The sequence below is a fragment of the Okeania sp. SIO3B5 genome (assembly GCF_010692555.1).
Taxonomy (GTDB): Bacteria; Cyanobacteriota; Cyanobacteriia; order Cyanobacteriales; family Microcoleaceae; genus Okeania.
The window spans coordinates 1-15,318 of sequence record NZ_JAAHHG010000224.1; the positions used below are offsets into that span (position 1 = coordinate 1).

Below are 15,318 nucleotides of genomic sequence, written 5' to 3' on the forward strand. Positions count from 1 at the left end.
CCGAACTCTCCCCCCCTCCCCCACTCCCCCACTCCCCTACTCCCCTACTCCCCACACCTCCCCCACTCCCCCACTCCCCCACTCCCCTACTCCCCTACTCCCCTACTCCTCTACAAAGGCGTTCCAAATACTTGCGTCCAATAATGGTTGAAATTAACGTTACCAGTATCATTTTCTAAGAAATAGTAACCAACACCAATTTCCTGCAAATTTGGATCGAGAATGTTAGCGCGATGTCCGGGACTATTCATCCATCCTTCTACTACTGCCTCCGGTGTCAAATACCCTACCGCCAGATTTTCTGCCCAAGCTGAAAAATCATAACCTGTAGCTTCAATGCGATCGCCTGCCGACGAAGCATCTAACCCTATATGCTCGAAAAAATCTTGCAGTGCCATATTCTCTGTGTGAATTTGCGCTGCCTGACCTAATAATGGATCTGTACTCAGGGGAGATAAACCCAACTGGGTGCGCTCTTGGTTCGTCAGTTCAACAACTCTATTAATGAAATTTTGATTATCTGTTTCAGTATTTGAAGAGGGTTCAAATAAGAAATTGGCGCTGCTGAGACTCCCTGCAGATACATTATTTACTTGCGCTATAGTTTCTCCAGTGAGGCGATCGATAATCACAGTGTTTTGCTGACTACTTTGTAAACTAATATTGTTAAAATTTAAACCATCGGGTAGTTGAATTATATCGATACCATTTTCAAAATCAGCTATTTCATCCACACCTGCACCATTTTCTAAGACAAATACATCGCTACCTGCTCCACCATTAAGAGTATCTTGCCCCAAACCACCACTAAGAGTATCATTATCCCGATCGCCAAATAAAACATCATTGCCCCCATCTCCAAAGAGGCGGTCGTTATTTTTGCCCCCAAATAAACTATCCCCACCATTGCCCCCTCTAACAACATCAGCTTCGCGATCGCCACGAACTAAGTCGTTACCATTACCTCCTTCTACTGTATCATCGTCTTTGCCACCCATTAAAGTATCATTCCCTCCTCCACCAACAAGACTATCTTCACCCCGGTTTCCCATGATCACCTCTGAGTCTGAAGACCCCGTAACTGTATCGTTGCCACTAAGAGCAGCTAACCCATCGGGAAAATTAGTGAGTTCTCCAGAGGAAAGAGCGATCGCTTCTGCACTATCGGTGGCGAGCAAGTTATTGCCATTAGGTGTAAGTTCGGTTTCCATTTGTTACCTGTTTTATTAGTTTTTTTTTACTGAGAATTAAATTCTAGTCAAAGAAGAATCCACGCGACTTTAGTCCTTGGAGTGTCAAACATCTACCTGTAAAAATACATATTTAGATATCTGGAAGAAAAGAGTCAGAAGACAGTAGTAGCGCGTCAAGCTTGAAATAGTGTTTTAGGAAAATTCTCCAAACCTTAGTCAGGGCAAGAATTATACTCAAAAATTTAATACACCATTTTCAGCTTGACACGCCAGTAGTAAAAATTACCAAGGAATTGTGGTCTAAAGTCTCCCCTTTTAAGGGGATAAAAAGCGGTCGAGATATGGCGAGGAAACCTCACCATATCTAATCGACTAAGAGAAAAGAGAATTCCGTATTTTCGTAGCCTCTTTTATTGCAGAGGTACTGATAACTGATAACTGATAACTGATAACTGAAATGACCCTTCATCTCCCATTTTTCAGATAGATAAACCACAAAGCCAAAACTACAATTAACAGTACAGACATTCCGGAAAACATTCTTGCTTTGGTCTACTTTGGCTGAAGTGAGTAAAAGACCATCAAAAAGTGGTAGTGGTGCATAGTAATGGTAGAGAGTGTGTGGGAAGTTTGGGGACTCACCCCTACTGCTCCTGGGAGGGGAATTTGGGGAGTTTGGGAAGAAATTAAAAAATATATCTTTTCACCATTACCGAATAATTAATAATTAATAATTAATAATTAAATAATTCGCGCCTTGAAGCCTCCCCTTTTAAGGGGAAAAAGCGGTCGAGGGATGGCGAGGTCCCCTCGCCATATCCAATCGACCAAGACAGCGGTCGTTTGCGGAGCATTCCGTAGGATGGGATGGCGTTTTGCTCCGCAACATATAAAGCGGAGTGGCTCTGTCACTCTTCGGGTCTCCTCGCTGTCCGATCATCGACCAAGAGAAAAGAAATAATATCTCCTTATATTCAATTCCGTAGCGGTTTTAACCAGAGGTAATTATCAATTATCCATTATCAATTATCAATTAATGAAGCGAGCAGGACAACCCAAAAAGTTAACAAAACTTTGCAATTTGACAGTGGAACCTCTAACCCACAAACTTGTAAAATCCAGGTGAACTATTAGAGAGGAGTATATTAAAATGAAAAAATATGTCTGTAATGCTTGTGGATATATATATGACCCAGAAGAAGGGGATGAAGATTCAGGAATAGCAGCAGGAACCCCCTTTGAAGAAATTCCCGATGATTGGGCTTGCCCAGTGTGCGGAGTAGACAAAGATGATTTTGAACCAGTAGAAGAGTAACTATAGCGCTACGCGCAAGTCAGAAGTCAGAAGTCAGAAGTAATCTCTGACTTAGGAGCCATGTAAGAATAAGTTGTACAAATTTTATCTGGGATAAATTGTGAAATATAGCTTCCATCAAAAAAACTGTTCAAGTTATTTTTACACGACTACTTAGTTCTTCCTGTGGAAATGCTGCGCAAACAACATTTAGTAATGTTCTAAGTTATGCTTTGACTGCTTTTATATATATAAAATGTTTTTCCCACCTCTTAAAATTGTAGTTGTAGGTGGGGGAGCAGCAGGTTTTTTTGGAGCGATCGCCTGTAGCACCCCCCACACTAATGTCACCATCTTAGAAGCAGGGCGACAAACTCTGGCTAAAGTGCGTATATCTGGCGGTGGTCGTTGCAATGTTACTCACGCTTGCTTCGATCCAGGAATTTTTGTTCAAAATTACCCCAGGGGAAGTAAAGTGCTTCGGGGTGCATTTAGTCAATTTCAGGCCCGTGATACTGTGGAATGGTTTACAGCAAGAGGGGTAAAGTTAAACACAGAAGCAGATGGACGGATGTTTCCTAGTACTAATGATTCTGCGACAATAGTTGAGTGTTTAACTAGGGTGGCATTAGACCGAGGCGTAAGTATTCGCACGGGTGCAGCAGTGGTTTCTGTAACACGAAAGTCAACAGTGGAGGATAATAATTTATTTGAAATCAGATTAAGATCGGGAGAAATTGTGGGATGCGATCGCCTACTCTTAGCAACTGGTAGTAGTCCCCTTGGCCATCGTTGGGCAAAGGCATTGGGTCATCAGGTTGTAGCACCTGTACCTTCTCTATTTACTTTTAAAATTTCTGATTCGCGCTTCCAAGAGTTAGCAGGTATTTCGGTTGAGAATGTCTGTTTACAACTGCCGATGGCTAAATTAAAACAAACAGGACCTGTACTCGTGACTCACTGGGGTTTAAGTGGCCCTGCTGTTTTGAAATTGTCCGCCTGGGGTGCAAGATTTCTCCATGAAAATGACTATCAAGCTAATCTATTGATTAATTGGTTATCCCACCTTAACCCAGAGGATATACGAACACAGTTATTAGGACTCAAAACTCAGGAAAAGAAAGCGATCGTTAATAGTTGTCCGTTTTCTTTACCGCGCCGTTTGTGGGAAAGTTTAATTATAGCTGCGGGTATTGACCCGCAAAAACGTTGGGCGGAGTTATCAAAGAAAGCTATTAACAAGTTGATTTTAGAATTAACTCAAGGTAAATATCAAGTTCAGGGTAAAGGGGTTTTTAAGGAAGAGTTCGTTACTTGTGGTGGGGTGAATTTGAAAGAAATTAATTTTAAAACTATGGAAAGTCGTTGTTGTCAGGGGTTATATTTTGCTGGTGAAATATTAGATATTGATGGAGTGACTGGAGGTTTTAATTTTCAAAGTGCATGGACAACTGGATGGTTAGCAGGTCAAGGGATGAAGGTTAGGGGTTAGGGGTTTGGGGTGCATTGACTCCTGACTTCTGACTCCTACCTTCACCTATAAGACTTTTTCAGCAAACTCTAATTAGGGCTTGCTGATTAAATTTAAAAGTCTTTACAGATAAAAGTTTTAGCCTTTTTAAGTATCAAAAAGTGCGATGTTTTAGGTGGTAATGGTTCAAAAATTTAAGATTTTGCTCAAGAGTTGGGCAGAAAAATTAAGGGACGATTCTTCCTACTATCTCCTCTATCATTCCCCGTTCCTCCTGTCTCCTGTCTCCTGTCTCCTGTCTCCTGTCTCCTACCCCTACTAAAAGACTTTTGAGCGCAAACCCTAATTATGGTTGTTTTAATAATTCAGCCCGAATGCAACCTTTTTCCCACTTCCATTTAGGTAGAGATTTTTGGGGAAGAAAAATTGCCCAGATTGAACCTTCAGGACTTTTATAAAAACCGGTAATTTCAGCTTCCACCATACTACTCCAGGGTGCTGATACTAAAATTTTATCCCCCGAACTAAAAACTTTTCCGTCAGCATTGGTGACTTGTTGGATAGATTCTTTTAGCCTTGGTTTTCCTGGTCTTTTGGGTCTTTCTGGTTTACTTATAGGTTTTGGTAATTGCCTTACATTTGTACCTTCTTTTCTTGATGAGGGGCTATTTTTTATGGGATTTGGTTTTTCGACTTTTGACTTAGTTTGTTCTTGAAGCTCCTCCTGCGGAGAATTTTGCTCAATAGGCTGTTTTGGTCTAACAGGTCTCCTAATTGCTATTATTTCATGACTCATCCACTTAACTCCCTATTACCTGATTTTAGCTTTGGTTCTATCTATAATAGCACTACCAAAATAGTGCTTTTGTTTTGAATGGCCAAAATTATTATTTTGGTTTCTGTATTACACTTTTGTTCAGAATTAATTTGTGTTCTGGAGTAACATATCTGTCTCAATTAATGATTAAGGCTTACAATTAAGCTTCTAATTTTCAATTTTGGTATCAGGAAAATATTCTTAATTAAAACTATTTTTTCTATAACTACAGATGTCAAAATGAGTAAGTTGTTTCATGCCATAATCAACTAAAAAAGGCTCTACCACAATAATGATGATTGGTGATATTTTAGATGGACGCTATCAAATTATTAAAATTATTGAATCAGGGGAAATTGGCCATGCTTATCTGGCCTTAGACATTCGTCGTCCTGGAAAAGCACAATGTTTTATTAAGCATCTGCAGCCAAGTATTTACGATCGAAGATTAATTGATATCGTTCGCGATCGATTTCAAAAAGAAGCACAAATGTTAGAAAAGCTTTCTCAACATGATCGAATTCCGAAACTACTTGCATATTTTGAAGAAGATCGAGAGTTTTTTCTAGTTGAATCTTTTATTGCTGGCCAATCTTTGGACCGTGAAATATTACCGGGTAAACCACTATCTGAAAAACAAGTAATTTCAATTCTCAATGAAGTCTTAGAAATCTTAGTATTTGTGCATGAAAATAGTGTGATTCATCGAGATATTAAGCCTACTAATTTAATTAGAAGAAAATCGGATAACAAATTAGTTTTAATTGATTTTGGAGCTGTCAAAGAAATTAATATTGGTCAGCAAAATCCTACAGCTAGGATTGGCACTATGGAATATATGCCAATAGAACAATTTGAATATAATCCTCAATTTAGTAGCGATATTTATGCTTTAGGAATGATTGGTATTCAGGCAATTACTGGATTACCTAGTAGCGAATTATCGAAACTAAAAGATAATGACAATAGCGAAAAAAAAGATATTTTTTGGCGATACCTAACAAATTGTTCTACTCCTCTAGCAGATATTTTAGATAAGATGGTGCGCTATAACTTTCACGAACGTTACCAGTCAGCAGCAGAGGTTATAGCAGATTTAAAAAAAATTAATCACTTTCCAAGTTTAGCTATAGATAATCAAGAAATTTATCGGCAAGAGGTGATGCGTCTGGCTAGCGATCAAGGAGATATTTCTACTATCGGGAGAATAATTTTAGATGAACTTAGAGAAAGTTTAGAACTCTCGCGGGAAGAAATGGAAATAATTGAGGATGAAGTATTAAATCCTTACCGTAAATATCGGGTGAAAGGAGAAACATATGAACAAGCATTAAAAACTGCGATTCAGCAAGAATATCCTTTTAGTCAAGAAACTCGCCAGGAGTTAGAACGTCTACAGCAAGTTTTAGGACTAACTCAAGAAGATATAAAATTAATAGAAAACAGAATTTTTCCGAAATCTATACTTACTAAATTTACAAAAATATTTAGCAGTAACAACAAACAATCATCTTTTAATTGGCAGTTGATTTTAGGATTTATCGCCGCCTTAATTGTAATAATTTTTGCTATATATAGATATCTTAAATTCCAAAACTATTTACAACTACGTCAACAACAAGTATTACAACAGCAAGAACAAGAATTGGCAGAATTTAATTTTGTAAAAAACTTATACATAGATCGCAACTATGAAGAATGTATCAATCAAGGAACTCTAATTAGTGAAAAATCTAGCATTTTTGCTGAAGCAAAATCTATTTTACAAAATTGTCAACAAGGTATAAATTGGCAGAATTATCAAGTTGAAGATTTGTCTAAGTTTAATGCTTCTATAGGTACTCTTGCATTTAGTTCTAATGGCAAAACTTTAGTTACTGGAAGTAGAGATACAACGGTAAAAATTTTAGAAGTTCCTACAGGAAAAGTTATCAACACATTAGATGGAGATGATTCTCCAATTTGGTCAGTTGCTGTGAATAATGATGGTACTAAATTAGTGGCAGGTACTTATGATTGGAGAGTAATGATCTGGAATTTGGAAACAGGAGAATTATTTCAAGTATTTGAGCATTGGGCACCTGTTTGGTCAGTTGCTATTAGTTCTGATAATCAAACTATTGCTAGTGCTAGTGGAGATAAAACAGTTAAAGTTTGGAATTTAGAAACGGGTTTATTAATTTTTAATTTCCCCGATCACTCAGATGTAGTTTATTCTATTGCTATTAGTCCGGACGGCAGAAAATTGGTTAGTGGTAGTGCAGATAAAACTATAAAAATTGAAGATTTGAATACTGGAGAATTAATTAATACATTGACTGGACATGAAGGAGTAATTCGGTCTGTTGATATTAGTCCAGATGGGGAAAAAATAGTTAGTGGGAGTTACGATAATACTATTAAAATTTGGAGCTTAGAAACAGGAGAGTTAATCAAAACTATTGTTGGTCATACTGCTGAAGTTGTGTCTGTTGATGTTAGTCAAGATGGTCGATATATTGTTAGTGGTAGTAAGGATAATAATATTAAGATATGGGATTTAGAAACAGGAGCTTTAGTTAATACTTTGACTGGGCATAAAGATGAAATTTATACGGTTACTTTTAGTCCTGATGGTAATAGTATTGCTAGTGGTAGTAAAGACAGAACTATTAAACTTTGGCGAAGATAGTAATTAAAGAATTTAGAATTTAGAATTTAGAATTTAGAATTACCTCTTCTTATAAATTAAGAGGGTTGGATAAAAGGATTTTTTTCTTTTTTCTCCATTCATGGAGAGGCTTTATCCCACATTCCGCACTTCAAGAGCGTATCATTAAAAGTAGTATATAAATCTGTAGTTTGGATTGTAATAGGTCGAACTCCTGACGTATTTCTAGAAGAGAACGGTTAAGTAGAGACTCATAATTTAGAAACTGGTAATATTTTCTTGTGCCACGAGTATTAAACCAAATAATTATTACTTCTGGTAGTAACCGTGGCAACACAAATAAAATTGAACTATACAACCATAAAACCCCATGCTGTTTAATTAAGTCATCATACATAATGTCTATTGCTGGTCTGATTTTGGGGTCTTTACGGATATTTATATAATCATCAAACTTAAAATCACTTGTCCAACTTATTCGGTAAGGGGTCTCCCATTATAATCTCCGATTTAACGGTAGGGGAATTGCAGAGCTACTAATTAATTGACGTTGGAGTTGTTTGATGCTCAACATATTTTTTAAGTTGTTCAATAGTTACACCTCCGCAACTAGCAACAAAATAAGAACCAGTCCACAGTACAGGTAGGCGATAAAATCTGGCCAGATAATCGGCAAAATCTCTCCTGATTAACCGACTGGAAACGGTTTTGAGATTGGCTATAAATTTACTCAGTTGAACTTTGGGGTTGAAGTTGATTAATAAATGTACATGGTCTACTTCAGCGCTAAACTCAACCAGCTCACATTCCCACTTTTGACAAGTTTCACTAAATATTTGATTGAGCCGCTCAAGTATTTGAGAATTAATTACCTTTTGACGGTATTTAGTGACCAGCACTATATGAACAGTAAGAGAATAAACAGACCTAAAACTTTTGTGATAATTGTTTGACATAATATAGCGGTAAGTGTAATATCAAATATATGATAATTACTCATTGCTATAAAATCAAGCCCACTCGTGAACAGTCAGCCAAAATTGATTATTGGCTAGAACTGTTACGGAGACATTGGAATTACGCCCTAGGTCAAAGACTAGACTGGTTGAATAGAACCAGATGTCAAATTGACCGTTGTTCGATAAGTGTCATGTCCTATTGGCGAGATTCCTAGCAAGGTAGATTATTATTTCCAGCAGTCGGCACTTAAACAGACAAAAATTCTCTTTCCTGACTATTGCGAAATATATTCAGAAGTTCAGCAAATTAACTTACAAAGACTAGATAAAACTTGGAAACGTTGGTTAATACCTGACAAAAAAGGCCGACGTGGAGGGCGACCTAGATTCAAAAAATCAGGAAAGTTAAGGTCATTTTGTTTCAGCAGAGTCAATCATCCTAAAGCAGCGGTTAAATTTGATGATAAGCAAATAATTATTAGTAGGTTTGGTACTATTCCAGTCATAGTTCATAGACCAATTCCAGATGGCTTTACGATTAAAACTGCAACTATAACCAAAAAAGCTGATGGTCCCGGATGTAAGTTTTAGCTTAGAAGATAAGTCAGTACCTAGTTTAATTTCTACAGAAAATATCAAAACTGCTGTAGGCATTGATGTCGGCTTAAAAGAGTTTTTGACTACTAATACTGGTGAAACTGTTTCTGTCCCTAATTTCTACAGAAAAGCGCAATATAATTTAGCAAGATTACAAAGAAAAGTATCTAGAAAAGAAATTGGGTCAAATAACTGGAGGGCGGCACAAAATAGAATAGCTAGACTACATCAACATATAGCCAGACAAAGAGAAGATTTTCACTATAAGACTGCTCATAAATTAGTTAAAGAATATGACTTAATTGCCGTTGAATATCTAAACATTAGAGGTTTAGCAAAAAATACTAAACTATCAAAATCAATTTATGATGTAGGTAAATAATGAATAATGAATAATGAATAATGAATAATGAATGATATCAAATCCGTTGGCTTCACAGTAGTATAATACTGTCGATCGTCATACAATCGGTAAGGAAAAATGGCCATTCTTCCTACAATATAGACTCTGATCTTTAAAGATTAAATAACACGGATGCTACCGGATTTGATATGATTCTTTAATTATTAATTATTAATTATTAATTATTAATTATTAATTATTTAAGGTGTTCATATAATAAAAGTTAACCCTCATCATACATCACAAAATTGCAGTAATTGTGGCCAAAAAGTACCTAAAACTTTATCAGTTAGAATTCATTCTTGTCATAAATGTGGAACAGTTTTAGATAGAGATGAAAACGCTGCAATTAATATATTAAATAAAGCGTTAAACGAGGTGGGTATCATCTTGTCTGCTTGTGGAGGCGTAGATATTAGTCAGCCTATGAAGCAAGAAACTTCTTTGTTTGAGAAGCTCCCGTTATAATCTCCGATTTAACGGGAGAGAACTTCACAAAGATAATGGTAATAATTTGATTTCGTCATACATATCAGTGTCGCAACCAAGGACAACATGAGAAATATCGTGTGCCAACAAGATTTTGGCGAATTCTGGGGGCTGTTCTCTGGAGTCAGTGATATTAGGATTTACCTTAAAATATTCTTCTAATCCTTGCTGAAGAGTCTGAGTGCTATCTTTATTAGTGTAGTTAGGACGGGAGCGCTTACTCATAATTCAATTATTACGATACGAATTTGTTTCGTAAATCAATAATAACACTTATGAGCAATACCAATAAAAAAAGAATACCAGGAAGACCTCGCAGTACAAAATCTCATCAAGCCATACTAAAGGCTACTTTAGAATTGTTAGGAGAAATTGGTTTTGAAAAGATAAGTATTGAAGGAATTTCGGCTCGTGCAGGAGTAGGTAAAACTACTATTTATCGACGCTATAATAGTAAAGAAGAATTAGTTGCTGATGCGATTGAAAGTGTTAGACAAGATGTCAGTATCCCTGATACTGGAAATATTTGGAGTGACCTTGATGAGTTGATTGAAAATGCTGCACAGATTACTCAAAGTTCTTTAGGACGAAAAACTGTAGCCATGATTATCAGTAGTGCTTCTAGTAATTCTCAATTTGCTCAAATTTATTGGACAAAATATTTACAACCACGACGAGAAGCTTTTGCTGTTGTCATCGAGCGAGCTAAGATGAGAAATGAAATTCAGGCTGATTTAGATTCTGGTTTGGTATTTGACTCTATGAGTGGAATTATGCTTTATGCTACAATTTTTCAACCTAAAACTGAATCTTGGTCAGAATATATTCGACGTGCATTAAATTTGTTATTTCAAGGAGCATTAAGTCAGTAGTTAGTAGCCAATAGTTAGTCTTTTTATTCTACTTCCAGTCTTTATAAATTAATTTTTAGCAAAGACTAAATTTTGATTCTTAATTTGCATAGGGCAGGAAATAGGAGATAATTTTTCTACTAGAAAATAAGTAGGTTGAGATTAAAAATGGTCGTTATGAAAAGGTAAGCATTTCCTGCGCAATGCTGCGCAAACAGCTATTAGCAGTCAGCTCTCAGCAATAAAAATAAATGAAGCAAGTACTCGTTTAACTTTTACTACATTTTCAACTCTATGGAGGGAAATGTAGATGTGGCTCGCACTTATTGCTAGGGTTAAGTAATAGGCAATTCTATTACTCATACTTTTAATTCTATAAAGCTGATAGCTGAAAGCTGATCCCTGAATGTTTACATAAAAAGGGAACAAAGAGTAGCTCTTGAAAAATTTTACTTCTTGTTACATACTTCGGTTTTTTTAATCTCTCTCTACTTATTCTCGAACTAGGGAAATATTTACCTAATCATTAAGGTAAAAATCCTCTCCTTTAAAGGATAAACAAGCGGTCGAGGGATGGATGGGTTTCCTAAACATATCCAATCGACTAAGAGAGAAAAAATTTTCCTTTGAGTCAATCTTCTTCTTTTCAAGGAGAGGTAATAATTAATGATTAATAATTAATTATTAATTATTATTAATTGTTGAATCCATTCCCTATTAAATTGTGGCTGAATTGTTGAGACTAATTTGATAAACCATAAGTCCTACAGCAGCAATACCAGTTAAAATCATTAATCCCGCAGGCATCATTTTACGAGTTTTCACTAAACGGATAATGAATGTAATTACTAAAATAGTTGCAATAACTATAGAAAATATTAAACCCCAATTCATACCCATTAATTGGACAATACCACTAACAATTAGTAGTAAACCACTTACACTACCAGATATTAAAGAAATTTTGCTGCCTGCTTTGGTATATCCAATAATGCCCCCAACAATGGCTAAAATACCATAGACGATCGCTGCTATTATGGCAATATTCATAATTATTAGTATTCATTTTTTAACAACTCAAATTAGTTTATACAGTTATAATCGTTGTTTTTTCTACTTATAGTTATGATTTTTATTAAAACTTAATATCGCTTTACATTTGATTTTTATTAAAACTTGAAAATTAAGGTCTGAAGTTGTTATTAATTACTCAAATAGTAAGACTAACTATCTATTACATATAAATATGACCAAAAGGAAATTAAAAAGCTATAGCAATATGATTTGAGTTGTGAGATATTGGAAACTTTTAGGGAACACCGGAGCTGGGAACAAGGAACAGGGAACAGAGAAGAAGAAAAAACATACCATATTAATATAATAATTGCTATATTCTATACTTTTAAGGAACACTTCAATTCTCACAACTGATTCCTGATTGCTATATGCCTAAAAAATCACACCTAAAAGCACTTTATTGAATTCTGTAATATTTTCTATCTGGGTCTTCAACAATTAATAATTAATAATTAATAATTAACAATTACTTCTCCTGGAAAAGAAGAGGATTCACGCTTAAGGAAATTTTTTTCTTCTCTTGGTGATTGGATATGGCAAGGTTTCCTCGCCATCCCTCGACCGCTTGTTTCTCCTTTAAAGGAGAGGCTTTAAATCTTAATTATGCGGTAAAAATTGAATAGTTCAAAAACAAAACAGGGGAAAAAGAACAGACAATATCTTAAGTTAACCTAAAAAAATACTTTTATATAACTATAGAGAGTAGACTGATTTTCAGAGTCACCCATAATTACTGTGAACAAATATGACTGAATAATACCAATTTTAAAAAAGAATGTTACGAATAATAAGTGCAATAAAAAGATTTTGTAGGAAATTTCCCTTTTATAAAAAAGAGAATTTACGACCTGAAAACTGGTACTAAATCTATTAATTCTGAGTTCTGAATTGCAGGGTTGCTGTTTGCGGAGCATGACAAACGGAAATTCTAATAAATACCCTAGCTATTTGTAGCAAACATTTATCAAATTGGTATAATTAGCAGTTATTGCGGAGGCAATCAAATTATTAACTATGTCTTCTTTAGATTACAAAGCGATCGCCCAAATTCACAACTTACAAAAGCAAATAGCATCTCTGTTGTTATATCAGTCTGTTCTGAAAAATCCAGTAGGTGAAACTTTTATTCAACTATTACAATCTCTATCTAAAAATAATGTCAATGACCTTGAATGTATTCAAGCTTATAGTAATTGGTTTAGAACTATTGCTAGTAGAAATATTTCCTGGCAAGAATATATAATTTCTCAGATTATTAAAGATGATAATCCCTTTAGTAAACAAGTTCAAAAAATAAAACTGACTGACCTTTCTCCCACTTTAATCGCAGCAGCAAAACATGATTTACAAATTTTACAAAATCTTTATCAATGTAGTAGTAAAAAAATTAGTCAGTGGATACAAACAATAGCAAAATTAGAAAAGCCTCCCATTGTGTGGGAACTACAATTAAGAAAAGAAGAAGTTATATATAAAAATTTAATAAATTTAGAAAATTGGGCAGATGCTATTGAAACCTTAGCCACTCATTATCATCAGAATGGCACAGGTTTATTTGCCCAATCAATTGCCTTTGAATGGCGTAACGGCCAACTACTTACTATTACTTACCCCGACTCAGTTGAATTAAAAGAATTAGTCGGATATGAACTTCAAAAAGATACCTTAATCAAAAATACAGAATTTCTCCTAGCAGGATATTCAGCCCTTAATATATTACTATATGGTAGTCGTGGTTCTGGCAAATCCTCTTTAATAAAAGCCTTATTAAATGAGTATAGTCAACGCAATCTTCGTTTAGTCGAAGTGGCTAAATCAAACTTAAAAGATTTACCATTAATTGCAGAAAAATTACGCGATCTTCCACAAAAATTTATTATCTTTGTCGATGACCTTTCTTTTGAAGAAGATGATGATACTTTTAAAGCTCTCAAAGTTGTTTTAGAAGGTAATTTAACTGCTAGACCAGCAAATGTGGTAGTTTATGCTACATCAAATAGAAGGCATTTAATTAGAGAATTTTTTAATGATCGCCCTCGCCCAAAAGATAGTGATGAGGTTCATAATTGGGATACAGTTCAAGAAAAGCTTTCTTTTAGCGATCGCTTTGGCTTAACTTTAACTTTTGAACCTGCTAACCAGGATACTTATTTAACAATTGTTAGACATCTGGCAAAACAGGCAGAAATCAATCTAAATTCTGAAGATTTAGATTATCAAGCCTTACAATGGGCTACTAGACATAATGGTCGCTCTGGGCGAACGGCACGACAATTTATTGATTTTCTCAAAGCTAATTTAGCAGTTTTTGAGAAGTATTGAAGAAGGTAGTAGGTGTTAACAATTAATAATGAATAATGAATAATTAATAATTACTTATTCTTGACAATAAGAGGCTTTGAAATTTAATTATTCGGTAAATTTTAAGTTTTATATTTAATCTAAAACTTATTTGATAACACCTAATATTTTCTCAACATAGAAACGGTAAAAAAATTACGAATGAGGTAACTAAAATGGGTCTTTTCGATCAAGGAACAACAACAATGCAAGCTACTGATATTCAGTTAGAACCAGCAGAAGCTTTTGCAGCGATCGCCTTAATTGCTGTTGCTGCTGATGGTGTTATTACTAGGAGTGAATCTCAAGGTATTAATAATATTTTCTCTCGTATGCAACTGTTTAGTGATTATTCAAAAGAACGTAAGGCAGAAATGCAAGATCGTCTCCTTGGTATGATTAAAAATAAAGAAATAAAGCCTTTGTTTGATGCGGCAGTTGCTAAACTTCCAAAGGATTTAAGGGAAACAGTTTTTGCTGTTACTGCAGACTTGGTTTTAGTAGATGGAGACCTTGCTGAAGAGGAGGAACAACTTTTGAATGAATTGTATAATGCTTTGGAAATTTCTGAAGCAGTAGCTACTAATATTATTGATGTAATGATGATTAAAAATAAGGGTTAATTTAATTACAAAATTAATTCTGATGAATGTTCAATGAACAATTACTACAATAAAATTGAGTATTGTTCATTGTTCAGAAAAGGAAGAAGGAAGGAGCGAAGGACTGAAAAATCTTGCGTTGTCTGAGCTTTAAGCTTTTGATATGCCCGCCCCCTTTGCTTAGACTACTATTATGTATATGGTGAGCAAAAACTATAACGTTACAGATATGTAGTGTTTACAACTCAAAAATCCCTAATTCCTGAATATATGATTTATCCTCTCTACCGGGACTTTAGTTATAGGTGGCAGGCGATGGGAATTTAGGTAAGTAAACTATATAGATATAGGGAGAAAAACTATAACGTTACAGATATGTAGTGTTTACAACTCAAAAATCCCTAATTCCTGAATATATGATTTATCCTCTCTACCGGGACTTTAGTTATAGGTGGCAGGCGATGGGAATTTAGGTAAGTAAACTATATAGATATAGGGAGAAAAACTATAACGTTATAGATATGTAGTGTTTACAACTCAAAAATATCTAATTCCTGAATATATGATTTATCCTC

16 protein-coding genes are annotated in these 15,318 nt (G+C 35.1%); 10 read left to right on the top strand and 6 right to left on the bottom strand.

Translation table 11 applies throughout. The features are described from left to right. Window positions 1-110 precede the first annotated feature (110 nt). Window positions 111-1,211 carry a CAP domain-containing protein gene (locus tag F6K54_RS24830; RefSeq protein WP_293083331.1) on the bottom strand — a complete coding sequence of 367 codons (1,101 nt, stop codon included), beginning with the start codon at window positions 1,209-1,211 and terminating at the stop codon, window positions 111-113. 1,132 nt (window positions 1,212-2,343) lie between these two features. Between F6K54_RS24830 and rd the strand changes: the two genes are divergently transcribed. Further along, window positions 2,344-2,508, top strand: a complete 165-nt coding sequence (gene rd / locus F6K54_RS24835; protein ID WP_293083334.1) for a rubredoxin — start codon at window positions 2,344-2,346, stop codon at window positions 2,506-2,508. Between the two features lie 235 nt (window positions 2,509-2,743). Then, entirely contained in the window at window positions 2,744-3,979 is a 1,236-nt protein-coding gene (locus F6K54_RS24840; protein WP_293083337.1) for an NAD(P)/FAD-dependent oxidoreductase, read from the top strand. 325 nt (window positions 3,980-4,304) lie between these two features. Here F6K54_RS24840 and F6K54_RS24845 read toward each other — a convergent pair whose 3' ends face one another. Continuing rightward, window positions 4,305-4,754 carry a hypothetical protein gene (locus F6K54_RS24845; protein WP_293083340.1) on the bottom strand — a complete coding sequence of 150 codons (450 nt, stop codon included), beginning with the start codon at window positions 4,752-4,754 and terminating at the stop codon, window positions 4,305-4,307. A 313-nt stretch (window positions 4,755-5,067) separates the two neighbouring features. On the opposite strand from F6K54_RS24845, the gene F6K54_RS24850 reads away from it, so the two are divergent. Continuing rightward, complete coding sequence (locus F6K54_RS24850; RefSeq protein WP_366558233.1) at window positions 5,068-7,446, top strand: serine/threonine-protein kinase; 2,379 nt, start codon at window positions 5,068-5,070, stop codon at window positions 7,444-7,446. A 130-nt stretch (window positions 7,447-7,576) separates the two neighbouring features. Here F6K54_RS24850 and F6K54_RS24855 read toward each other — a convergent pair whose 3' ends face one another. Both F6K54_RS24855 and tnpA read right to left on the bottom strand, forming a co-directional pair. Next, a complete protein-coding gene (locus F6K54_RS24855; RefSeq protein WP_293083343.1) occupies window positions 7,577-7,822 on the bottom strand; it encodes a hypothetical protein in 246 nt (81 codons plus the stop codon). Window positions 7,823-7,961: 139 nt separating this feature from the next. Next, window positions 7,962-8,381: an IS200/IS605 family transposase gene (gene tnpA / locus F6K54_RS24860; RefSeq protein ID WP_293083346.1), complete on the bottom strand. Its 420-nt coding sequence runs from the start codon at window positions 8,379-8,381 to the stop codon at window positions 7,962-7,964. A gap of 29 nt (window positions 8,382-8,410) precedes the next feature. On the opposite strand from tnpA, the gene F6K54_RS24865 reads away from it, so the two are divergent. From F6K54_RS24865 to F6K54_RS24880, 4 genes are all read left to right on the top strand, one after another. After that, window positions 8,411-8,599: a helix-turn-helix domain-containing protein gene (locus tag F6K54_RS24865; RefSeq protein ID WP_293083349.1), complete on the top strand. Its 189-nt coding sequence runs from the start codon at window positions 8,411-8,413 to the stop codon at window positions 8,597-8,599. Beyond that, window positions 8,571-8,975 carry a hypothetical protein gene (locus F6K54_RS24870; RefSeq protein WP_293083352.1) on the top strand — a complete coding sequence of 135 codons (405 nt, stop codon included), beginning with the start codon at window positions 8,571-8,573 and terminating at the stop codon, window positions 8,973-8,975. Before F6K54_RS24865 ends, F6K54_RS24870 begins: the two co-directional genes overlap by 29 nt. Further along, window positions 8,953-9,363: a transposase gene (locus tag F6K54_RS24875; protein WP_293083355.1), complete on the top strand. Its 411-nt coding sequence runs from the start codon at window positions 8,953-8,955 to the stop codon at window positions 9,361-9,363. Before F6K54_RS24870 ends, F6K54_RS24875 begins: the two co-directional genes overlap by 23 nt. Window positions 9,364-9,600: 237 nt before the next feature. After that, window positions 9,601-9,852, top strand: a complete 252-nt coding sequence (locus F6K54_RS24880) for a zinc ribbon domain-containing protein (RefSeq protein WP_375342001.1) — start codon at window positions 9,601-9,603, stop codon at window positions 9,850-9,852. A gap of 24 nt (window positions 9,853-9,876) precedes the next feature. Here F6K54_RS24880 and F6K54_RS24885 read toward each other — a convergent pair whose 3' ends face one another. Further along, window positions 9,877-10,098 carry a hypothetical protein gene (locus F6K54_RS24885; protein ID WP_293083358.1) on the bottom strand — a complete coding sequence of 74 codons (222 nt, stop codon included), beginning with the start codon at window positions 10,096-10,098 and terminating at the stop codon, window positions 9,877-9,879. Window positions 10,099-10,148: 50 nt separating this feature from the next. Here F6K54_RS24885 and F6K54_RS24890 point away from each other — a divergent pair, with 50 nt between their 5' ends. Next, window positions 10,149-10,745, top strand: a complete 597-nt coding sequence (locus F6K54_RS24890) for a TetR/AcrR family transcriptional regulator (protein ID WP_293083361.1) — start codon at window positions 10,149-10,151, stop codon at window positions 10,743-10,745. A gap of 696 nt (window positions 10,746-11,441) precedes the next feature. Here F6K54_RS24890 and F6K54_RS24895 read toward each other — a convergent pair. Next, window positions 11,442-11,774 carry a TMEM14 family protein gene (locus tag F6K54_RS24895; protein ID WP_293083364.1) on the bottom strand — a complete coding sequence of 111 codons (333 nt, stop codon included), beginning with the start codon at window positions 11,772-11,774 and terminating at the stop codon, window positions 11,442-11,444. Window positions 11,775-12,815: 1,041 nt separating this feature from the next. Between F6K54_RS24895 and F6K54_RS24900 the strand changes: the two genes are divergently transcribed. Next, window positions 12,816-14,123, top strand: coding sequence for an ATP-binding protein (locus tag F6K54_RS24900; RefSeq protein ID WP_293083367.1), 1,308 nt, complete (start codon window positions 12,816-12,818; stop codon window positions 14,121-14,123). Between the two features lie 194 nt (window positions 14,124-14,317). After that, window positions 14,318-14,764 (top strand): tellurite resistance TerB family protein, encoded by a 447-nt coding sequence (locus F6K54_RS24905; RefSeq protein ID WP_293083370.1) that lies wholly within the window; start codon window positions 14,318-14,320, stop codon window positions 14,762-14,764. Window positions 14,765-15,318 lie beyond the last annotated feature (554 nt).